Consider the following 16,439-nt stretch of genomic DNA (forward strand, 5'->3'; position numbering starts at 1 on the left):
CGGGTCAGAACGGGAGCAGCGGGTCGATGCCGACGGCGAGGAACAGGAGGGTCAGGTAGGTGATCGACCCGTGGAAGACGCGCATCGGCGAGACGTGCTCGTGGCGGATCGCGAGGTTGTAGAGGCGGTGGGTCTCGTAGACGAACCAGCCGCCGGACAGGAGAGCGACGGCGCTGTACAACAGCCCCATGTCGGCCACCGGGATGAGCAGAAGTGAGCAGACGACCGTCGCCCACGCGTACAGGATGACCTGGAGGCCGACTTGCGCGCGACCGCGGACGACGGCGAGCATCGGCACGCCGACGGCCTGGTAGTCGCTGCGGTACTTCATGGACAGCGGCCAGTAGTGCGGGGGCGTCCAGAGGAACACGACCGCGAAGAGGATGATCGGTGCCCACGTGAGTGAACCGGTGACGGCGGCCCAGCCGATGACGACGGGGAAGCAGCCCGCGATCCCACCCCAGATGATGTTCTGCTGGGTGCGTCGCTTCAGCCATAGCGTGTACACGAAGACGTAGAAGAGGATCGCGCCGACGGACAGCGCCGCCGCGAGCCAGTTGGTGGTGGCGAGGAGCCAGACCGTCGAGACGACGCCGAGCGTCCACGCGAACACGAGTGCCTCGCGCGGGGTGAGCTCGCCGGTCACGAGGGGCCGCTTCTTCGTGCGGTCCATGACCGCGTCGATGTCGCGGTCGATGTAGCAGTTGAACGCCGCCGCGGAGCCGGCGCTCAAGGAGCCGCCGATGACGGTCGCGATGACGAGCCACCAGTCGGGCAGACCGCCCTTCGCGAGGATCATGACGGGGATCGTCGTCACGAGCAGCAGTTCCATGACCCGCGGCTTGGTGAGGGCGATGTACGCCTTCGCCTTGCGTCGGAAACCGAGCTTGGGGCTCGACACACGTTCTGCTACAGCGACGTCCATTGCTCCTCTAACGTTCGGTTCACCACGCACTGCTCGCCCGGTGCGCGGTCCGCAGACGATTCTACGACACGCGCGGGCGGCTCCCTACTCACGGTGCGCAGGCGCGCGGTCCCTCACCGGGTGACGCCTGTCCTGCAAGCTCTGCGACGATCCGTGACGTCGCGTGTTCGCGCTCGTCGAACATCGACCCTCGGCTGCAGGGGTTCGCTATGCTGGGAAGTGCTCGCCAGCCACTGTGCACGCGTGCGCCCCCCTTCACCCAGTTCGAAGAGCGGTGTCGTGTGCTCGGACGCCGAAGACGACGTGGGCCGCGAACGCACAGAAGAAGGCTCGACCGCTCGTCGGCCTCCTGTTCCGATGAGAAGGGTCAGTATTCAGTGGCAGATCTGCAGTGGGAAAGCATTGACAGCAAAGCAGTCGACACGGCGCGCATCCTCGCCGCCGACGCGGTGGAGAAGGTCGGCAACGGCCACCCGGGAACGGCGATGAGTCTCGCCCCCGCCGCCTACCTGCTGTTCCAGAAGGTCATGCGACGCGATCCGAAGGACCAGGACTGGCTCGGACGCGACCGCTTCGTCCTGTCGGTCGGGCACAGCTCCCTGACCCAGTATGTCCAGCTCTACCTGGGCGGCTACGGTCTGGAACTCTCCGACCTCGAGGCGCTCCGCACCTGGGGCTCGCTCACGCCGGGTCACCCGGAGTACGGCCACACCGACGGCGTCGAGATCACCACCGGTCCCCTCGGCCAGGGGCTCGCCTCCGCCGTGGGCTTCGCGTACGCGTCCCGCTTCGAGCGTGGCCTGTTCGACCCCGAGGCCGAGGCCGGCACGAGCCCGTTCGACCACTTCGTCTACGTCATCGCCGGCGACGGCGACCTGCAGGAAGGCGTCACGAGCGAGGCCTCCTCGCTCGCCGGTCACCAGCAGCTCGGCAACCTCATCGCGATCTACGACTCCAACCAGATCTCGATCGAGGACGACACCAACATCGCCTTCACCGAGGACGTCAAGGCCCGCTACGAGGCCTACCACTGGCACGTCCAGGTCGTCGACTGGAAGAAGACGGGCGAGTACGTCGAGGACGTCCACGCGCTCAACGACGCGATCGAGGCCGCGAAGGCCGAGACCGACAAGCCGTCGCTCATCATCCTCAAGACCATCATCGGTTGGCCGGCTCCCAAGAAGCAGAACTCCGGCAAGATCCACGGTTCGGCGCTGGGCGCCGAGGAGCTCGCGGCCGTCAAGGAGGTGCTCGGCTTCGACCCCGAGCAGAACTTCTTCGTCGCCGACGAGGTCATCGAGCACACTCGCAAGGCGATCGACCGCGGTGCCGAGGCACGCGCCGAGTGGCAGCAGACGTTCGACGCCTGGGCCGCGGCCAACCCGGAGCGCGCTGCGCTGCTCGAGCGTCTCGAGGCCGGCGAACTCCCCGAGGGTGTCGAGTCGGCGCTGCCCGTGTTCGAGGCCGGCAAGGACGTCTCGACCCGCGCCGCATCCGGCAAGGTGCTCAACGCCCTCGGCCCGGTCATCCCGGAGCTCTGGGGCGGTTCGGCCGACCTCGCCGAGTCGAACAACACGACGATCGAGGGCGGTGCGTCGTTCATCCCGAGCGAGCACTCCACCCACGAGTGGACCGGGAACCCCTACGGTCGCGTCCTGCACTTCGGCATCCGCGAGCACGCCATGGCAGCGATCCTCAACGGCATCGTCCTGCACGGCCCGACCCGCGCGTTCGGTGGCACCTTCCTCATCTTCAGCGACTACATGCGTCCGGCCGTCCGTCTCGCCGCGCTCATGAACGTGCCGTCCATCTTCGTGTGGACCCACGACTCCGTCGCCCTCGGCGAGGACGGCCCCACGCACCAGCCGATCGAGCAGCTCGCCTCGCTCCGCGCCATCCCGAACCTCGCCGTCGTGCGACCGGGTGACGCGAACGAGGTGGCCTACGCCTGGCTCGAGATCCTCAAGCGTCGCGGCGGCCCGACCGGCATCGCGCTGACCCGTCAGAACATCCCGGTGTTCGAGCGCGGCACGGGCGACGCCACCAGCGAGACCTTCGCTGCAGCGTCGAACGTCGCCAAGGGTGCGTACATCCTCGCCGAGGCGCCCGGCGGCACGCCGGACGTCATCCTCATCGCGACGGGCTCCGAGCTCCAGCTCGCCGTCGAGGCCCGCGAGGTCCTGCGCGGCGAGGGCGTCAACGCCCGCGTCGTCTCGGTGCCCGCACTCGAGTGGTTCGAGGAGCAGTCCGCCGAGTACCGCGAGTCCGTCCTCCCGAAGGCCGTCACCGCACGCGTGTCCGTCGAGGCGGGTCTCGGCCTGACCTGGAAGAGCATCGTCGGCGACGCCGGCCGGACCGTGTCGATCGAGCACTTCGGTGCGTCCGCCGACTACAAGACGCTGTTCCGTGAGTTCGGCATCACCACGGAGGCAGTCGTCTCCGCAGCACACGAGACGCTCGGCAAGTAGCCCGGGCGAAGGAGACAGAAGAACATGACTGAAACCCCAACCGCCCAGCTGTCCGCCGCCGGCGTCAGCATCTGGCTCGACGACCTCTCCCGCGGACGCATCCAGTCCGGTGGGCTGGAGCAGCTCATCGCCGACCGCAACGTCGTCGGTGTCACGACGAACCCGACGATCTTCGCGTCCGCGCTCAGCAACGGCGACGTCTACGCCGAGCAGGTCGCCCAGCTCGCCGCCGACGGCAAGGACGTCACCGAGGCGGTCTTCGAGATCACCACCGACGACGTGGCCGCGGCATCGAAGATCTTCCGTGGGGTCTACGACTCCTCGAACGGGTACGACGGCCGCGTGTCGATCGAGGTCGAGCCGGGCTTCGCGCACGACGCAGCCTCGACGATCGACCAGGCCAAGCAGCTCTGGGCCAAGGTCAACCAGCCCAACGCGATGATCAAGATCCCCGCGACGGTCGAGGGCCTCGAGGCCATCACCGCGGTCATCGGCGCCGGCATCAGCGTCAACGTCACGTTGATCTTCAGCCTCACCCGCTACCGCGAGGTCATCAACGCGTTCCTCACCGGTCTCGAGCAGGCCAAGGCCGCGGGCCACGACCTCTCGACGATCCACTCGGTCGCCTCGTTCTTCGTGTCGCGGGTCGACACCGAGATCGACAAGCGTCTCGACGCGATCGGCAGCCCCGAGGCGACCGCGCTGAAGAGCAAGGCCGGCGTCGCGAACGCCCAGCTCGCCTACCAGGTCTTCGAGCAGGAGTTCGCGAGCGAGCGCGCCACCGCGCTCCTCGAGGCCGGCGCCAACAAGCAGCGTCCGCTCTGGGCCTCGACGGGCGTCAAGTCCGCCGATCTCCCCGACACGCTCTACGTGACCGAGCTCGTCGCGGACGGCGTCGTCAACACCATGCCGGAGAAGACCCTCGAGGCGACCTTCGACCACGGTGTGATCACCGGCGACACCGTCACCGGCTCCTACGCGGCTGCGAACGAGGTCCTCGACGCCATCGCCGCACTCGGCGTGTCGTACGACGAGGTGACGGCGCTGCTCGAGCGCGAGGGTGTCGAGAAGTTCATCGTGTCCTGGGACGAGCTGCTCGAGACCGTGAAGACGGCTCTGGAGGCCTCCAAGTGAGCTTCAAGATCCGCGTGAGCGGCGCGGCGGAAGCCGCTGTCGCATCGGTGGTCCCGACGCTCGTCAGCGACCTCGTCGCGTCGCGCATCACGGACCAGGACCCCACGCTGTGGGGTCCTGCGGCCGAGGCCGAGGCGTCCAAACGCCTCGGCTGGGTCCAGGCGGTCTCCATCTCCCGCCCGCTGGTCGAGCCCATCCTCGCGCTCCGTGAGCAGTTCAACGACGAGGGCATCGACCACATCGTGCTCGCGGGCATGGGCGGTTCCTCGCTCGCACCCGAGGTCATCACGAACACGCTCGGTGGCAACCTCACCGTCCTCGACTCGACCGCTCCCGGTCAGGTCCTCGCGGCCCTGGCGGACCGCCTCGAGACCTCGGTGCTCGTCGTCTCCTCGAAGTCCGGCTCCACGGTCGAGACCGACAGCCAGCGACGCGCCTACGAGGCCGCGTTCACGGCTACGGGGATCGACCCCGCCGGCCGGATCGTCATCGTCACCGACCCGGGCTCCCCGCTCGAGGCGGCGGCGAACGAGGCCGGCTACCGGGTCTTCAACGCCGACCCCAACGTCGGTGGCCGCTACAGCGCGCTCACCGCCTTCGGTCTCGTGCCGTCCGGTCTCGCCGGTGTCGACATCGGCGCACTGCTCGACGAGGCCGACGCGGTGCTCGGCGAACTCGCGATCGACGACGCGTCGAACCCGGGACTCATCCTGGGTGCGGCGATCGGCGGCACCGTTCCGCTGCGTGACAAGCTCGGTCTCATCACCGACGGGACGCACATCGTCGGATTCCCGGACTGGGCCGAACAGCTCATCGCCGAATCGACCGGCAAGTCCGGTCGTGGCCTGCTGCCCGTCGTGCTCAACCCGCTCGCTCCCGAGCTCGAGTCGAAGCCGGCCGACCTCCAGATCGTCCGCATCGTCGACGACGCCCACGAGTTCCACCTGCTGCGCCACGACCGCCACGAGGGCGAGATCCTCGTCAGCGGCAGCCTCGGCGCGATGATGCTTGTGTGGGAGTACGCGACCGTCGTCGCCGGGCGCCTCATCGGCATCGATCCGTTCGACCAGCCGGACGTCGAGTCCGCGAAGGTCGCCACCCGTGGTCTGCTCGACAACCGTCCGGAGCCCGAGGCACCCGCCTTCGTCGCCGATGGTGTCGAGGTCCGCGGTTCGGCCGGTCTGCTCGACGGCGTGACCACCCTGTCCGGCGCCGTCGAGGCACTGCTCGCGCAGCTCCCCTCCGACGGCTACGTCGCGATCCAGGGCTACGTCGACCGCCTCGCCTCCCCGCAGCTCGAGAGCATCCGCGACCTCGTCGCGGCGAAGGCGGCACGACCCACGACCTTCGGGTGGGGTCCGCGCTTCCTGCACTCGACGGGTCAGTACCACAAGGGCGGCCCCGCGAACGGCGTGTTCCTGCAGATCACCGAGACGGCCCCCGTCGACCTGGAGATCCCCGAGCGCCCGTTCACCTTCGGCCAGCTCATCGAGGCCCAGGCAGGCGGCGACGCCCGCGTCCTCGCCGAGCACGGTCGTCCGGTCCTCACGCTGACCCTCACGTCGCCGGACCAGAACATCGTCACCCTCTTCGACGCCGTCAACGACTAGCGCGTCACTGCACAAGGAGCTTCATGTCCCCGGTGGAAATCACCCCGGAGTCCAACCCGCTGCGGGTGGACACCGATCGACGCCTCAATCGGATCGCCGGTCCGAGCGGCCTCATCATCTTCGGCGTGACAGGCGACCTGTCCCGCAAGAAGCTGATGCCGGCCGTGTACGACCTGGCGAACCGGGGCCTCCTGCCCCCTGGCTTCTCACTCGTCGGGTTCGCCCGACGGGACTGGGAGGACCAGGACTTCATGGAGGTCGTCCACGAATCCGTCAAGCAGTACGCCCGGACCGAGTTCCGCGAGGACGTCTGGAACCAGCTCGCCCAGGGCATCCGGTTCGTCCCCGGTGAATTCGGCGACGACGCGGCGTTCGAGAAGCTGAAGGAGACCATCGAGGAGCTCGATGCGGATCGCGGGACGATGGGAAACCACGCGTTCTACCTCTCGATCCCCCCGAAGGCGTTCCCGCAGGTCACCGAGCAGCTCCGTCGCTCGGGACTCGCGGAACCGGCTGACGGTCAGTGGCGCCGGGTGGTCATCGAGAAGCCGTTCGGCAGCGACCTCAAGACGGCTCGCGAGCTGAACGACATCGTGCAGTCGGTCTTCCCGTCGGACTCGATCTTCCGGATCGACCACTACCTCGGCAAGGAGACCGTCCAGAACATCCTGGCGCTCCGGTTCGCGAACCAGCTGTACGAGCCCATCTGGAACGCCAACCACGTCGACCACGTGCAGATCACCATGGCCGAGGACATCGGCGTCGGAGGTCGGGCCGGGTACTACGACGGCATCGGAGCGGCGCGCGACGTCATCCAGAACCACCTGCTGCAGCTCCTCGCCCTCACGGCGATGGAGGAGCCGATCTCCTTCAACGCCGCAGACCTGCGCGCGGAGAAGGAGAAGGTCCTCGCGGCCGTCCGCCTCCCCGACGACCTCGGGGCTGCGACGGCCCGTGGGCAGTACGCCGGCGGTTGGCAGGGCGGCGAGCACGTACTGGGCTTCCTCGACGAGGACGGGATGAACCCGGAGTCGACGACCGAGACCTACGCGGCCATGCGGCTCGACATCAACACGCGTCGGTGGGCCGGTGTGCCGTTCTACCTGCGTGCCGGGAAGCGCCTCGGACGCCGCGTCACCGAGATCGCGGTCGTCTTCAAGCGTGCTCCGCAGTACCTGTTCGCGGAGAGCCAGACCTCGGCGCTCGGCCAGAACGCCTTGGTCATCCGCGTCCAGCCCGACGAGGGTGTCACCATCCGCTTCGGTTCGAAGGTCCCGGGTGCCGGCACCCAGGTCCGCGACGTCACGATGGACTTCGGCTACGGCCACGCCTTCACCGAGGCGAGCCCCGAGGCGTACGAACGTCTCATCCTCGACGTCCTGTTGGGCGACCCGCCCCTCTTCCCCCGTCACGAGGAGGTCGAGCTCTCCTGGAAGATCCTCGACCCGATCGAGGAGTACTGGGCCGCTCAGGACACGCCGCTCGAGCAGTACGCTCCCGGCACCTGGGGCCCGTCCTCGGCCGACGACCTCATGAACCGCGACGGACGCACCTGGAGACGACCATGATCGTAGACCTGCCAGACACGACCACGAGCAAGCTCTCGAAAGCGCTCGTGACCATCCGCGAGGACGGCGGCGCCGTCGCCCTGGGTCGCGTGCTCACCCTGGTGATCTCGACGCGGCTCGGAGCCGAGGAGGAGGCCATCGAGGCCGCCAACGAGGCCTCCCGCGAGCACCCCATGCGGGTCATCGTCCTCTCCACCGAGCACGACGACCAGCACTCCTCCATCGGGGACCGGCTCGACGCCCAGATCCGCGTCGGCGGCGACGCCGGAGCGAGCGAGGTCGTCATCCTCCGCGCCTACGGTGCGGTCGCCGAGAACGAGGAGAGCCTCGTGACCGGTCTGCTCCTGCCCGATGCGCCCGTGGTCGCCTGGTGGCCCGGTGAGGCGCCGGAACGCGTCTCGACGTCACCGATCGGCCGCATCGCCCAGCGTCGCATCACCGACGCGTCCGCGGCGGCGGACACCCACGCCGCCCTCCGCGGTCGCGCTGAGAACTACGCCCCCGGAGACACGGACTTCGCGTGGACCAGGCTCACACTCTGGCGTGCACAGCTCGCCGCGGTGCTCGACCAGCCGCCGTACGAGCCCGTCACGGCGATCGAGGTGTCCGGAGCTTCGGACTCTCCGTCGACCGAGCTGCTCGCCGCCTGGCTCCAGCTGCAGTTGCAGGTCGACGTGACCCACGAGCTCAGCATGGCGCACGGGTCGAGCGGCATCCACGGTGTCCGCCTCACGCGGGCGTCCGGCAACGTCGTCCTCGAGCGTCCCGTTCCCGACATCGCGACGCTGATCCAGCCCGGGCAGCCGACGCACGACCTCTCGCTCCCCGTCGCAGTCTGCGCGACTGCCTCGCCGAGGAGCTGCGCACGCTCGACCCGGACGTCCTGTACGGACAAGTCATCACCGTGGGCCTCCCCGGCCTCGGCGAGCCGGTCACGCTCCGCGCTCGGACCAGCTGATGCCGACCGAGCGACGCGTCCTCGTCTACCAGGACCGCGACCAGCTGACGACCTCGGTCGCCAAGCGGTTCCTGTCCCGAACCCGTGAACTGCTCGAGTCGCAGGAGACGGTCCACGTCGTCCTGACGGGCGGTACGGTCGGCACGGGGACGCTCGCCGCCGTTGCCGCGTCGAAGGACCGCGACCGGGTGGACTGGTCCCGGGTGCACCTCTGGTGGGGAGACGAGCGCTGGGTCGCTCGGGACGACGCCGATCGGAACGAGCTGCAGGCACGCGAGGCCTTGCTGGAGACCCTGCTGGCACTCCCGGAGCGTGGCCTCGTCGCCGAACACGTGCACGGATACCCGGCGCCGGAGGACGGCATCGACCTCGACGCCGCTGCGGTGCGCTACGCGGACGAGCTCCGTCGGTTCGCGCGGCCCGGCGAGGACCACCCGCGGTTCGACATCACGTTCCTGGGTGTCGGTCCCGACGGTCACGTCGCGTCGCTCTTCCCGGAGCGGGCCGAGGTCTCGGTCACCGACACCTCGGTCGTGCCGGTGCGGAACTCCCCCAAGCCGCCGTCGGAACGACTCAGCCTGACCCGGCCGGCGATCAACTCCTCCGTGCGGGTCTGGCTCGTCCTCGCCGGCGCCGACAAGGCGTCGGCACTCGGCCTCGCCCTTGCTGGTGCCAGCTACAACGAGGTCCCCGCCGCCGGGGCCAAGGGACGCAAACGGACGGTGTTCTTCGTCGACCAGGATGCTGCCGCAGAGGTCCCGGATTCATTGATCCTCCCGGAGTACTAGCGGGAGGCCGGTCGCCGAGCCGGTGCCACCACCTATGCGGAAAGGCCGTTCCCCGAGGGGAACGGCCTTTCCGCATAGGTGGTGCTGTCCGACTACTTCGCTGCCGTACCGCGGCGTGCCCGGAGCTGCTGGAGTGCCTCTTCGAGCAGCTGCTCGGCCTCTTCCTCCGTGCGTCGTTCCTTCACGTAGGCGAGGTGGGTCTTGTACGGCTCGAGCTTCGCGACCTCCGGCGGGTTCGCCTTGTCGCGACCGGCCGGCAGGCCGGACGTCGGGCAGTCGATCGTCTCCGGGATCTCCTCGTCGGGGACGTTCGCCGCGAAGTGGCGGACGGTCTCGTTGCCGAGGGCGTCCCAGTAGGAGATGGCGATGCGGTCCGCGTGGTAGCCGTGGTCCTGCTCGCCCATGGGACCGGCGCCGACGCGTGATCCCCTGATAGCGCTTCCGCCTGATGCCATGGTGTTTCCTCTTTCTCGTACTGTCGAGAGTGGTTCGGGTGTGGTGCGTCGAGTTGCGTCCCCGGGAACGGGGCTTCGCGGCCGGTCTAGGCGGCGGCGAACTTCGTCAGGAGCCCGATCACGACGATGCAGGCACCCCAGGTCAGGCCGAGGATGACGGTGAAGCGGTTGAGGTTGCGCTCGGCGACCCCTGACGAACCAAGGTTGCTGGAGGAGCCGCCGCCGAACATGTCGGACAGACCGCCGCCGCGGCCCTTGTGCAGCAGGATCAGGAAGGTGAGCAGGAGGCTGGTGATGCCGAGCAGCACCTGCAGGATGACCTGGAGAATCTCCACGTGAGACCTTTCGCATTCGCGTTCAGAGGGGCTGAACCGCCGTCCAGTATACCTCGACGGTTCAGCGGACACGGCTCGGCCCGCGGCTGGTGCCGCGGGCCGAGCCGTGTCGGTGCTGCTGGTGCAGCAGGTCGGTCAGAGTCCGACGTGCTGCGAGAAGCGGGCGATCCCGGCGAACTCCTCGGCGAGCAGGCTCGCACCGCCGACGAGGGCACCGTCGACGTCGGGTTCGCGCATGAAGCCAGCGATGTTCGAGGCCTTCACCGAACCGCCGTACAGGATCCGCGTGCGCTGCGCCGCTTCGTCGCCGAGGACCTCGGCGAGCGTGCTGCGTAGAGCGGCTGCGACCTGCTGCGCCTGGTCGGGCGTCGCCGCCTGACCGGAACCGATGGCCCACACCGGCTCGTAGGCCACGACGATGTCCGCGTCCGGTGCGAGTCCTTCGATGGCCGCCTTGAGCTGCGCCACGGGGACGGCCGACGGGCCGTGTTCCTCGAGGTCTTCGGCGGTCTCACCGATGCAGATGACGGGGACGAGGCCGTGTCGCACGGCTGCCGCCGTCTTCGCCTGGACGACCTCGTCGGTCTCGTTGTGCAGGGTGCGGCGCTCGGAGTGTCCGACGAGCACGTAGCGGCAGTCGAGCTTCGCGAGGAAGGCTCCGGAGATCTCACCGGTGTAAGCGCCCGAGTCGTGCTGCGACAGGTCCTGCGCGCCGTAGGCCAGCTTGAGCTTGTCGGCGGCGACGATCGTCTGGACCGAGCGGAGGTCCGTGAACGGCGGGAAGATGGCCACCTCGGCGTCGGCGTAGTCGTGCTTGCCGTCCTTCAGCGTCCAATCGAGCTTCTGGACGAGGGCGATCGCCTGGAGGTGGTCCAGGTTGAGCTTCCAGTTGCCGGCGATCAGGGGCACACGCGTGCGCCCGGGGGTTACTGCTGCCATCCGAGGACCTCCAGTCCAGGCAGGCGCTTGCCCTCGAGGAACTCGAGGCTGGCGCCGCCACCAGTTGAGATGTGACCGAACTGGTCATCATCGAAGCCGAGCGCACGAACCGCTGCGGCCGAGTCACCGCCACCGACGACGCTCAGGCCGTCCGTGCGGGTGAGTGCTTCAGCGACCGCGCGCGTACCGGCGGCGAAGGGCGCGAGTTCGAACACGCCCATCGGGCCGTTCCAGAACACCGTCTTGGACGCGGCGACGATCTCGGCGAACGCTGCAGCCGTGTCCGGTCCGATGTCGAGTCCGAGTCCTGACGCACCGAACGGGGTGTCCTCGATGGCGTCGGCCGGGCGCACGACGTGCTCGGCGTCGGCACCGAACGCCGAGGCGACGACGACGTCGGTCGGCAGGACGATCGTCACTCCGAGCTCGTCGGCCTTCGCGAGGTACCCGCGGACGGTTTCGATCTGGTCTGCTTCGAGCAGGCTCGAACCGACGGCGTGCCCCTGGGCGGCGAGGAAGGTGAACAACATGCCACCGCCGATGAGCAGCGAGTCGACGCGCGGCAGCAGGTGGCCGATGACGCCCAGCTTGTCGGACACCTTCGAGCCGCCCAGGACGACGGTGTAGGGGCGCTCCGGGCCCTCGGTGAGACGGTCGAGGACCTCGAGCTCGGCGGCGATGAGCAGCCCGGCAGCGCTCGGGAGCAGCTTCGCGAGCTCGTACACGCTCGCCTGCTTCCGGTGGACGACACCGAAGCCGTCGGAGACGACGACGTCGCCGAACGCGGCGAGCTTGGCGGCGAACGCCTCGCGTTCGCCGGCGTCCTTGCTGGTCTCGGCCGAGTTGAAGCGCAGGTTTTCGAGCAGCACGACGTCACCGTCGGTCTGCGCGGCGACGGCGTCGGTCGCGGCACTGCCGACGGTGTCGGCGGCGAAGGTCACGGGCTTGCCGAGGAGTTCGGACAACCGCTGCGCCACGGGCGCAAGGCTGTACTTCGCGTCGGGTGTGCCGTCTGGGCGGCCGAGGTGCGAGACGATGACGACACGCGCACCCTGGTTGATGAGCGCGTTGAGGGTGGGGAGTGCCGCGCGGATGCGGCCGTCATCGGTGATGACGCCGTCCTTGAGCGGAACGTTGAGGTCGAGGCGGACGACGGCTCGGCGACCGCTGAGGTCGCCCAGCGAGTCGAGGGTGCGGAGGGTCATGAGGAGGGTCTTTCTCTGCGCTGAGCCACGACCACCGACGAAGCCGAACGGGCGCCCTGAAGATGATTCAGGACGCCCGTTCGGACCATGCGGCGTCTGGCTGCTCGGGTGAGGAGTGCTGCAGACAGCCGGTCGGTTAGAGGCGGTCCGCGACGTACTCGGTGAGGTCGACGAGGCGGTTCGAGTAGCCCCACTCGTTGTCGTACCACGAGGCGACCTTGACCTGCGAGCCGATGACCTTGGTGAGGCCGGCGTCGAAGATCGAGGAGTGCGGGTCGGTCACGATGTCGCTCGAGACGATCGGGTCCTCGGTGTACTTCAGGATGCCCTTGAGGGGGCCCTCTGCGGCAGTCTTGTACGCGGCGTTGATCTCCTCGACGGTGGCCGGGTTGGTCAGCTCGACCGTGAGGTCGGTGATCGAACCGGTCGGGACCGGGACGCGCAGAGCGTAGCCGTCGAGCTTGCCGACGAGCTCCGGGATGACCAGGCCGAGTGCCTTGGCTGCACCGGTGGAGGTCGGGATGATGTTGACGGCGGCGGCGCGTGCACGACGGAGGTCGCTGTGCGGGCCGTCCTGCAGGTTCTGGTCGGCGGTGTAGGCGTGGACCGTGGTCATGAGGCCACGCTCGATGCCGAAGTTGTCGAGCAGGACCTTCGCGAGCGGCGCGAGGCAGTTCGTCGTGCAGGACGCGTTCGAGATGATGTCGTGCGTCGCGGCGTCGTAGGTGCCCTCGTTGACGCCGAGGACGATCGTGGCGACGTCGCTGCCCGTGGCGGGAGCCGACACGAGGACCTTCTTGGCGCCGGCGGTGATGTGCTTGCGGGCGTCGTCGGACTTCGTGAAGCGACCGGTCGACTCGATGACGATGTCGACGCCGAGCTCGCCCCAGGGGAGGTCTGCGGGGTCGCGCTCCGCGAGCACGATGATGGGCTTGCCGTTGACGATGATCTTGTCGCCGTCGAGCTCGACCGTCGCGTCCAGACGACCCGTGATGGAGTCGTACTTCAGGAGGTGGGCGAGCGCCTTGTTGTCGGTGAGGTCGTTGACAGCGACGATCTCGAGGTCGCTGCCCTTGGCGAGGGCGGCGCGGAAGAAGTTGCGGCCGATGCGGCCGAAGCCGTTGATGCCGATCTTGACGGACACAGATGACTCCTGATACTGAGGCGCCAGACGGCGCGATTGTACGGTCTGCTCGGAGTGAGCGCCCTCCCCGAGTGAGGAGGAAGGTGGTCCGTCCCGGCCCGTGGGACCGGGACGGACCGGTCAACTACGACAGTACCAGCAGGCCGTTGGTCTGCTTGCGCGCGACCTCGAAGCGTGCCTGGACGTCGGCCCAGTTGACGATGTTCCAGAACGCCTTGACGTAGTCGGCGCGGACGTTCTTGTAGTCGAGGTAGTAGGCGTGCTCCCAGACGTCGAGCAGCAGCAGCGGGACGGTGCCGGCCGGGAAGTTGCCCTGCTGGTCGAAGAACTGCTGGATGTTGATGCGCTGACCGAGGGTGTCCCAGGTGAGCGCGGCCCATCCGGAACCCTGCACGCCGAGCGCCGCGGCGGTGAAGTGCGCCTGGAACTTGTCGAAGCTGCCGAAGTACTCGTCGACGGCCGACTCGAGCTCGCCGGTCGGCTTGTCGCCGCCGTCCGGGGAGAGGTTGTTCCACCAGATGGTGTGGTTGACGTGACCGCCGAGGTTGAACGCGAGGTCCTTCTCAAGCTTGTTGACGTTCGTGAAGTCGTTGGCGTCGCGGGCCTCAGCGAGCTTCTCGAGGGCCGTGTTCGCACCGGCCACGTAGGTGGCGTGGTGCTTGTCGTGGTGGAGCTCGGTGATGGTCGCACTGATGTGCGGCTCGAGCGCACTGTAGTCGTACGGCAATTCGGGCAGTGAGTAAACAGCCATTCTTCGTGATCTCCTCGTGTTGTCCCGTGCGCTGTCTGCACACGGCTCTGAGCGTCATCACCCAGTCTAGTGAGCGGCAACCGTCGGGAGTCGGGGCTTGTTCCCAGGATGACGAACCGCGACGATGGCGGGTCGGCGAGGCTTCACGAGCTGTTTCAGTCCTCGTAATCCGCTGGGAGGTTGGCGTCCGTGCCGGGGATGCCGAGATCGCTCGCGTGCTTGTCCGCCATGGCGAGCAGGCGCCGGATGCGGCCGGCGATGGCGTCCTTCGTCATGGGAGGGTCGGCGAAGTGGCCTAGTTCGTCGAGGCTGGCCTCACGGTGGTCGAGGCGCAGGGCACCGGCGTACTGCAGGTGGTCGGGGACCTCGTCGCCGAGGATCTCGAGGGCGCGTTCGACGCGCGCGCAGGCCGCCACGGCCGCCTGGGCGGAGCGGCGCAGGTTGGCGTCGTCGAAGTTGACGAGGCGGTTCGCGGTCGCCCGGACCTCCTTGCGCTGCCGCATCTCCTCCCAGGAGGTGACGGTGCCGGTGGCCCCCATGAGCGACAGCATGCCGCTGATCGCGTCGCCTTCGCGGATGACGACACGATGGATGCCGCGCACCTCACGTGCCTTCGCGGAGACACCGATGCGGCCGGCGGCACCGACGAGCGCCATCGCGGACTCGTTGCCGGGGCACACGACGTCGAGTGACGCGGATCGACCGGGGTCGGTGAGGGACCCCGTCGCGAGGAACGCCCCCCGCCAGACAGCGGCGAGTTCGTCGCGCGACCCGGTGGTCAGCCGGTTCGGTAGCCCGCGGACCGCACGCCGTCGGGCGTCGAGGAGTCCGGTCTGCCGGGCGAGGGTCTCGCCGCCCTCGATGACGCGCACCACGAACAGGCTCGGTTTGCCGGAGCTGCCGGGGTTCTGCACCAGGATCTCGCTGCGGATCCCGTAGAGCTCGCCGATGTCGCGACGCACCCGCTGGGCGAGGGTCGGACTGTCGAGTTCGGCTTCGATCGCCACGCGTCCGGAGATCGTGTGGAGTCCGCCGGAGAAGCGGAGCAGGGACGCGAGCTCGGCCGCTCGGACCGAGTTGCGGGTCTCGCGGACGAGCGCCAGTTCGTTCTTGACGTCGGCGGTGAGGGCCACGGTGGTTCCTATCTGTCGTGATCGCGCCGTCGGAGTGCGGCGTCGATCCTGCATGTTCGCGATCCGGAGGCGTGGTGCCTCGGACCGTTCGGGCTCCGCCGCGGCTGCGTCGGGCCCAGGGGCGTCATTCGCGCCCGAGGTCTCGGTGCCGGACGTGCACGGCGACGCCGGACTGGTTCCGCAGCCGGTCGGCGAGCTCGAGGGCGACCGCGACCGAGCGGTGCTTGCCCCCTGTGCAGCCGACGGCGATCGTTACGTGACGCTTATTCTCACGCTGGTATCCGGCGAGGACGGGTTCGAGGGCGTGGGCGTAGCCCTCGAGGAACTCGGCGGCTCCGGTCTGCGAGAGCACGTACTCACTGACCTCGGGGTCCTGACCGCTCAACGCACGCAGCTCCGGAACCCAGAACGGGTTCGGGAGGAACCGCATGTCGGCGACGAGGTCGGCGTCGGGCGGCAGGCCGTACTTGAACCCGAAGCTCAGCACGGTGACCTGGACACCCGGTGTCTCCGCGCCGGCGAAGAGCTCGCGCGTGGTCGTGGCGAGCTGGTGGATGTTGAGGTCGCTCGTGTCGATGATGACATCGCTCGACTCACGGATCTCGCTCAGTCGGTGACGCTCCGCGACGATGCCGTCGAGGATCGTTCCCTCGCCCTGCAGCGGGTGCGGCCTGCGGACGGCTTCAAACCGGCGGACGAGCGCCGCGTCGGTCGCCTCCAGGAAGATCATGCGGAGGTGTGTCCCGCCCCGGAGCGCCGGCACGATCTCCTGCAGCTCGCTGAAGAAGTCGCGGCCGCGGACATCGACCACCGCGGCGATCCGCGGCAGACGTGATCCGGCGCGCTCGGCGAGGTCGACGAGGGGACGGAGCATCTGCGGGGGCAGGTTGTCGACGACGTACCAGCCGAGATCCTCGAGCGCGTTCGCGACGGTGGAGCGTCCGGCGCCGGACATCCCCGTGACGATGAGGACTTCCTGCTGGTGCTGCGGCTGGCCCGGGGTCATCGACACGCTTTCCTCGAAGG

Annotated in this window: 14 protein-coding genes and 1 pseudogene; 6 read left to right on the plus strand and 9 right to left on the minus strand. The window is 68.6% G+C overall.

Features of this window, described 5'->3' with window-relative positions; genetic code table 11:
• Positions 1-4 precede the first annotated feature (4 nt).
• Positions 5-925 carry a heme o synthase gene (locus CCK91_RS05575; protein WP_085510913.1) on the minus strand — a complete coding sequence of 307 codons (921 nt, stop codon included), beginning with the start codon at positions 923-925 and terminating at the stop codon, positions 5-7.
• 377 nt (positions 926-1,302) lie between these two features.
• On the opposite strand from CCK91_RS05575, the gene tkt reads away from it, so the two are divergent.
• From tkt to pgl, 6 genes and pseudogenes are all read left to right on the plus strand, one after another.
• A complete protein-coding gene (tkt, locus tag CCK91_RS05580) occupies positions 1,303-3,393 on the plus strand; it encodes a transketolase (RefSeq protein ID WP_086473262.1) in 2,091 nt (696 codons plus the stop codon).
• Positions 3,394-3,417: 24 nt separating this feature from the next.
• Positions 3,418-4,527 carry a transaldolase gene (tal, locus tag CCK91_RS05585; RefSeq protein ID WP_079705961.1) on the plus strand — a complete coding sequence of 370 codons (1,110 nt, stop codon included), beginning with the start codon at positions 3,418-3,420 and terminating at the stop codon, positions 4,525-4,527.
• A complete protein-coding gene (locus tag CCK91_RS05590; protein ID WP_086473263.1) occupies positions 4,524-6,137 on the plus strand; it encodes a glucose-6-phosphate isomerase in 1,614 nt (537 codons plus the stop codon). Before tal ends, CCK91_RS05590 begins: the two co-directional genes overlap by 4 nt.
• A gap of 23 nt (positions 6,138-6,160) precedes the next feature.
• A complete protein-coding gene (zwf, locus tag CCK91_RS05595) occupies positions 6,161-7,705 on the plus strand; it encodes a glucose-6-phosphate dehydrogenase (protein WP_086473264.1) in 1,545 nt (514 codons plus the stop codon).
• Positions 7,702-8,663: pseudogene (locus CCK91_RS05600) on the plus strand (glucose-6-phosphate dehydrogenase assembly protein OpcA). Before zwf ends, CCK91_RS05600 begins: the two are co-directional and overlap by 4 nt.
• Positions 8,663-9,451 carry a 6-phosphogluconolactonase gene (gene pgl / locus CCK91_RS05605; RefSeq protein WP_086473265.1) on the plus strand — a complete coding sequence of 263 codons (789 nt, stop codon included), beginning with the start codon at positions 8,663-8,665 and terminating at the stop codon, positions 9,449-9,451. The pseudogene CCK91_RS05600 and the gene pgl overlap by 1 nt, the downstream one beginning before the upstream one ends.
• Before the next feature lie 92 nt (positions 9,452-9,543).
• On the opposite strand, the gene CCK91_RS05610 is transcribed toward pgl, so the two are convergent.
• The 8 genes from CCK91_RS05610 to rapZ form a co-directional block, all read right to left on the minus strand.
• A complete protein-coding gene (locus tag CCK91_RS05610) occupies positions 9,544-9,906 on the minus strand; it encodes an RNA polymerase-binding protein RbpA (protein ID WP_064296926.1) in 363 nt (120 codons plus the stop codon).
• An 86-nt stretch (positions 9,907-9,992) separates the two neighbouring features.
• The gene (secG, locus tag CCK91_RS05615) at positions 9,993-10,241 is read right to left on the minus strand and encodes a preprotein translocase subunit SecG (protein ID WP_056005661.1); all 249 of its coding nucleotides are present in this window, start codon (positions 10,239-10,241) and stop codon (positions 9,993-9,995) included.
• Between the two features lie 135 nt (positions 10,242-10,376).
• Complete coding sequence (gene tpiA, locus CCK91_RS05620) at positions 10,377-11,180, minus strand: triose-phosphate isomerase (RefSeq protein WP_086473266.1); 804 nt, start codon at positions 11,178-11,180, stop codon at positions 10,377-10,379.
• Complete coding sequence (locus CCK91_RS05625; protein ID WP_086473267.1) at positions 11,168-12,385, minus strand: phosphoglycerate kinase; 1,218 nt, start codon at positions 12,383-12,385, stop codon at positions 11,168-11,170. Before CCK91_RS05625 ends, tpiA begins: the two co-directional genes overlap by 13 nt.
• Before the next feature lie 136 nt (positions 12,386-12,521).
• On the minus strand, positions 12,522-13,529 hold the full coding sequence (gene gap / locus CCK91_RS05630; protein WP_086473268.1) for a type I glyceraldehyde-3-phosphate dehydrogenase: 1,008 nt from the start codon (positions 13,527-13,529) through the stop codon (positions 12,522-12,524).
• A 124-nt stretch (positions 13,530-13,653) separates the two neighbouring features.
• Complete coding sequence (locus CCK91_RS05635; RefSeq protein ID WP_064296922.1) at positions 13,654-14,280, minus strand: superoxide dismutase; 627 nt, start codon at positions 14,278-14,280, stop codon at positions 13,654-13,656.
• A 155-nt stretch (positions 14,281-14,435) separates the two neighbouring features.
• On the minus strand, positions 14,436-15,413 hold the full coding sequence (gene whiA / locus CCK91_RS05640; protein ID WP_064296921.1) for a DNA-binding protein WhiA: 978 nt from the start codon (positions 15,411-15,413) through the stop codon (positions 14,436-14,438).
• A 124-nt stretch (positions 15,414-15,537) separates the two neighbouring features.
• Positions 15,538-16,419 carry an RNase adapter RapZ gene (rapZ, locus tag CCK91_RS05645; RefSeq protein WP_086473269.1) on the minus strand — a complete coding sequence of 294 codons (882 nt, stop codon included), beginning with the start codon at positions 16,417-16,419 and terminating at the stop codon, positions 15,538-15,540.
• Between the last annotated feature and the right edge of the window lie 20 nt (positions 16,420-16,439).

The sequence above is a fragment of the Plantibacter elymi (nom. nud.) genome (assembly GCF_900177795.1).
GTDB classification, from domain to species: domain Bacteria; phylum Actinomycetota; class Actinomycetes; order Actinomycetales; family Microbacteriaceae; genus Plantibacter; species Plantibacter elymi.

Coding starts and splice junctions, on each gene's coding strand:
- CCK91_RS05575 (WP_085510913.1), bottom strand. CDS start 925: ATGGACGTCGCTGTAGCAGAACGTGTGTCGAGCCCCAAGCTCGGTTTC.
- tal (WP_079705961.1), top strand. CDS start 3,418: ATGACTGAAACCCCAACCGCCCAGCTGTCCGCCGCCGGCGTCAGCATC.
- zwf (WP_086473264.1), top strand. CDS start 6,161: ATGTCCCCGGTGGAAATCACCCCGGAGTCCAACCCGCTGCGGGTGGAC.
- pgl (WP_086473265.1), top strand. CDS start 8,663: ATGCCGACCGAGCGACGCGTCCTCGTCTACCAGGACCGCGACCAGCTG.
- CCK91_RS05610 (WP_064296926.1), bottom strand. CDS start 9,906: ATGGCATCAGGCGGAAGCGCTATCAGGGGATCACGCGTCGGCGCCGGT.
- tpiA (WP_086473266.1), bottom strand. CDS start 11,180: ATGGCAGCAGTAACCCCCGGGCGCACGCGTGTGCCCCTGATCGCCGGC.
- CCK91_RS05625 (WP_086473267.1), bottom strand. CDS start 12,385: ATGACCCTCCGCACCCTCGACTCGCTGGGCGACCTCAGCGGTCGCCGA.
- CCK91_RS05635 (WP_064296922.1), bottom strand. CDS start 14,280: ATGGCTGTTTACTCACTGCCCGAATTGCCGTACGACTACAGTGCGCTC.
- rapZ (WP_086473269.1), bottom strand. CDS start 16,419: ATGACCCCGGGCCAGCCGCAGCACCAGCAGGAAGTCCTCATCGTCACG.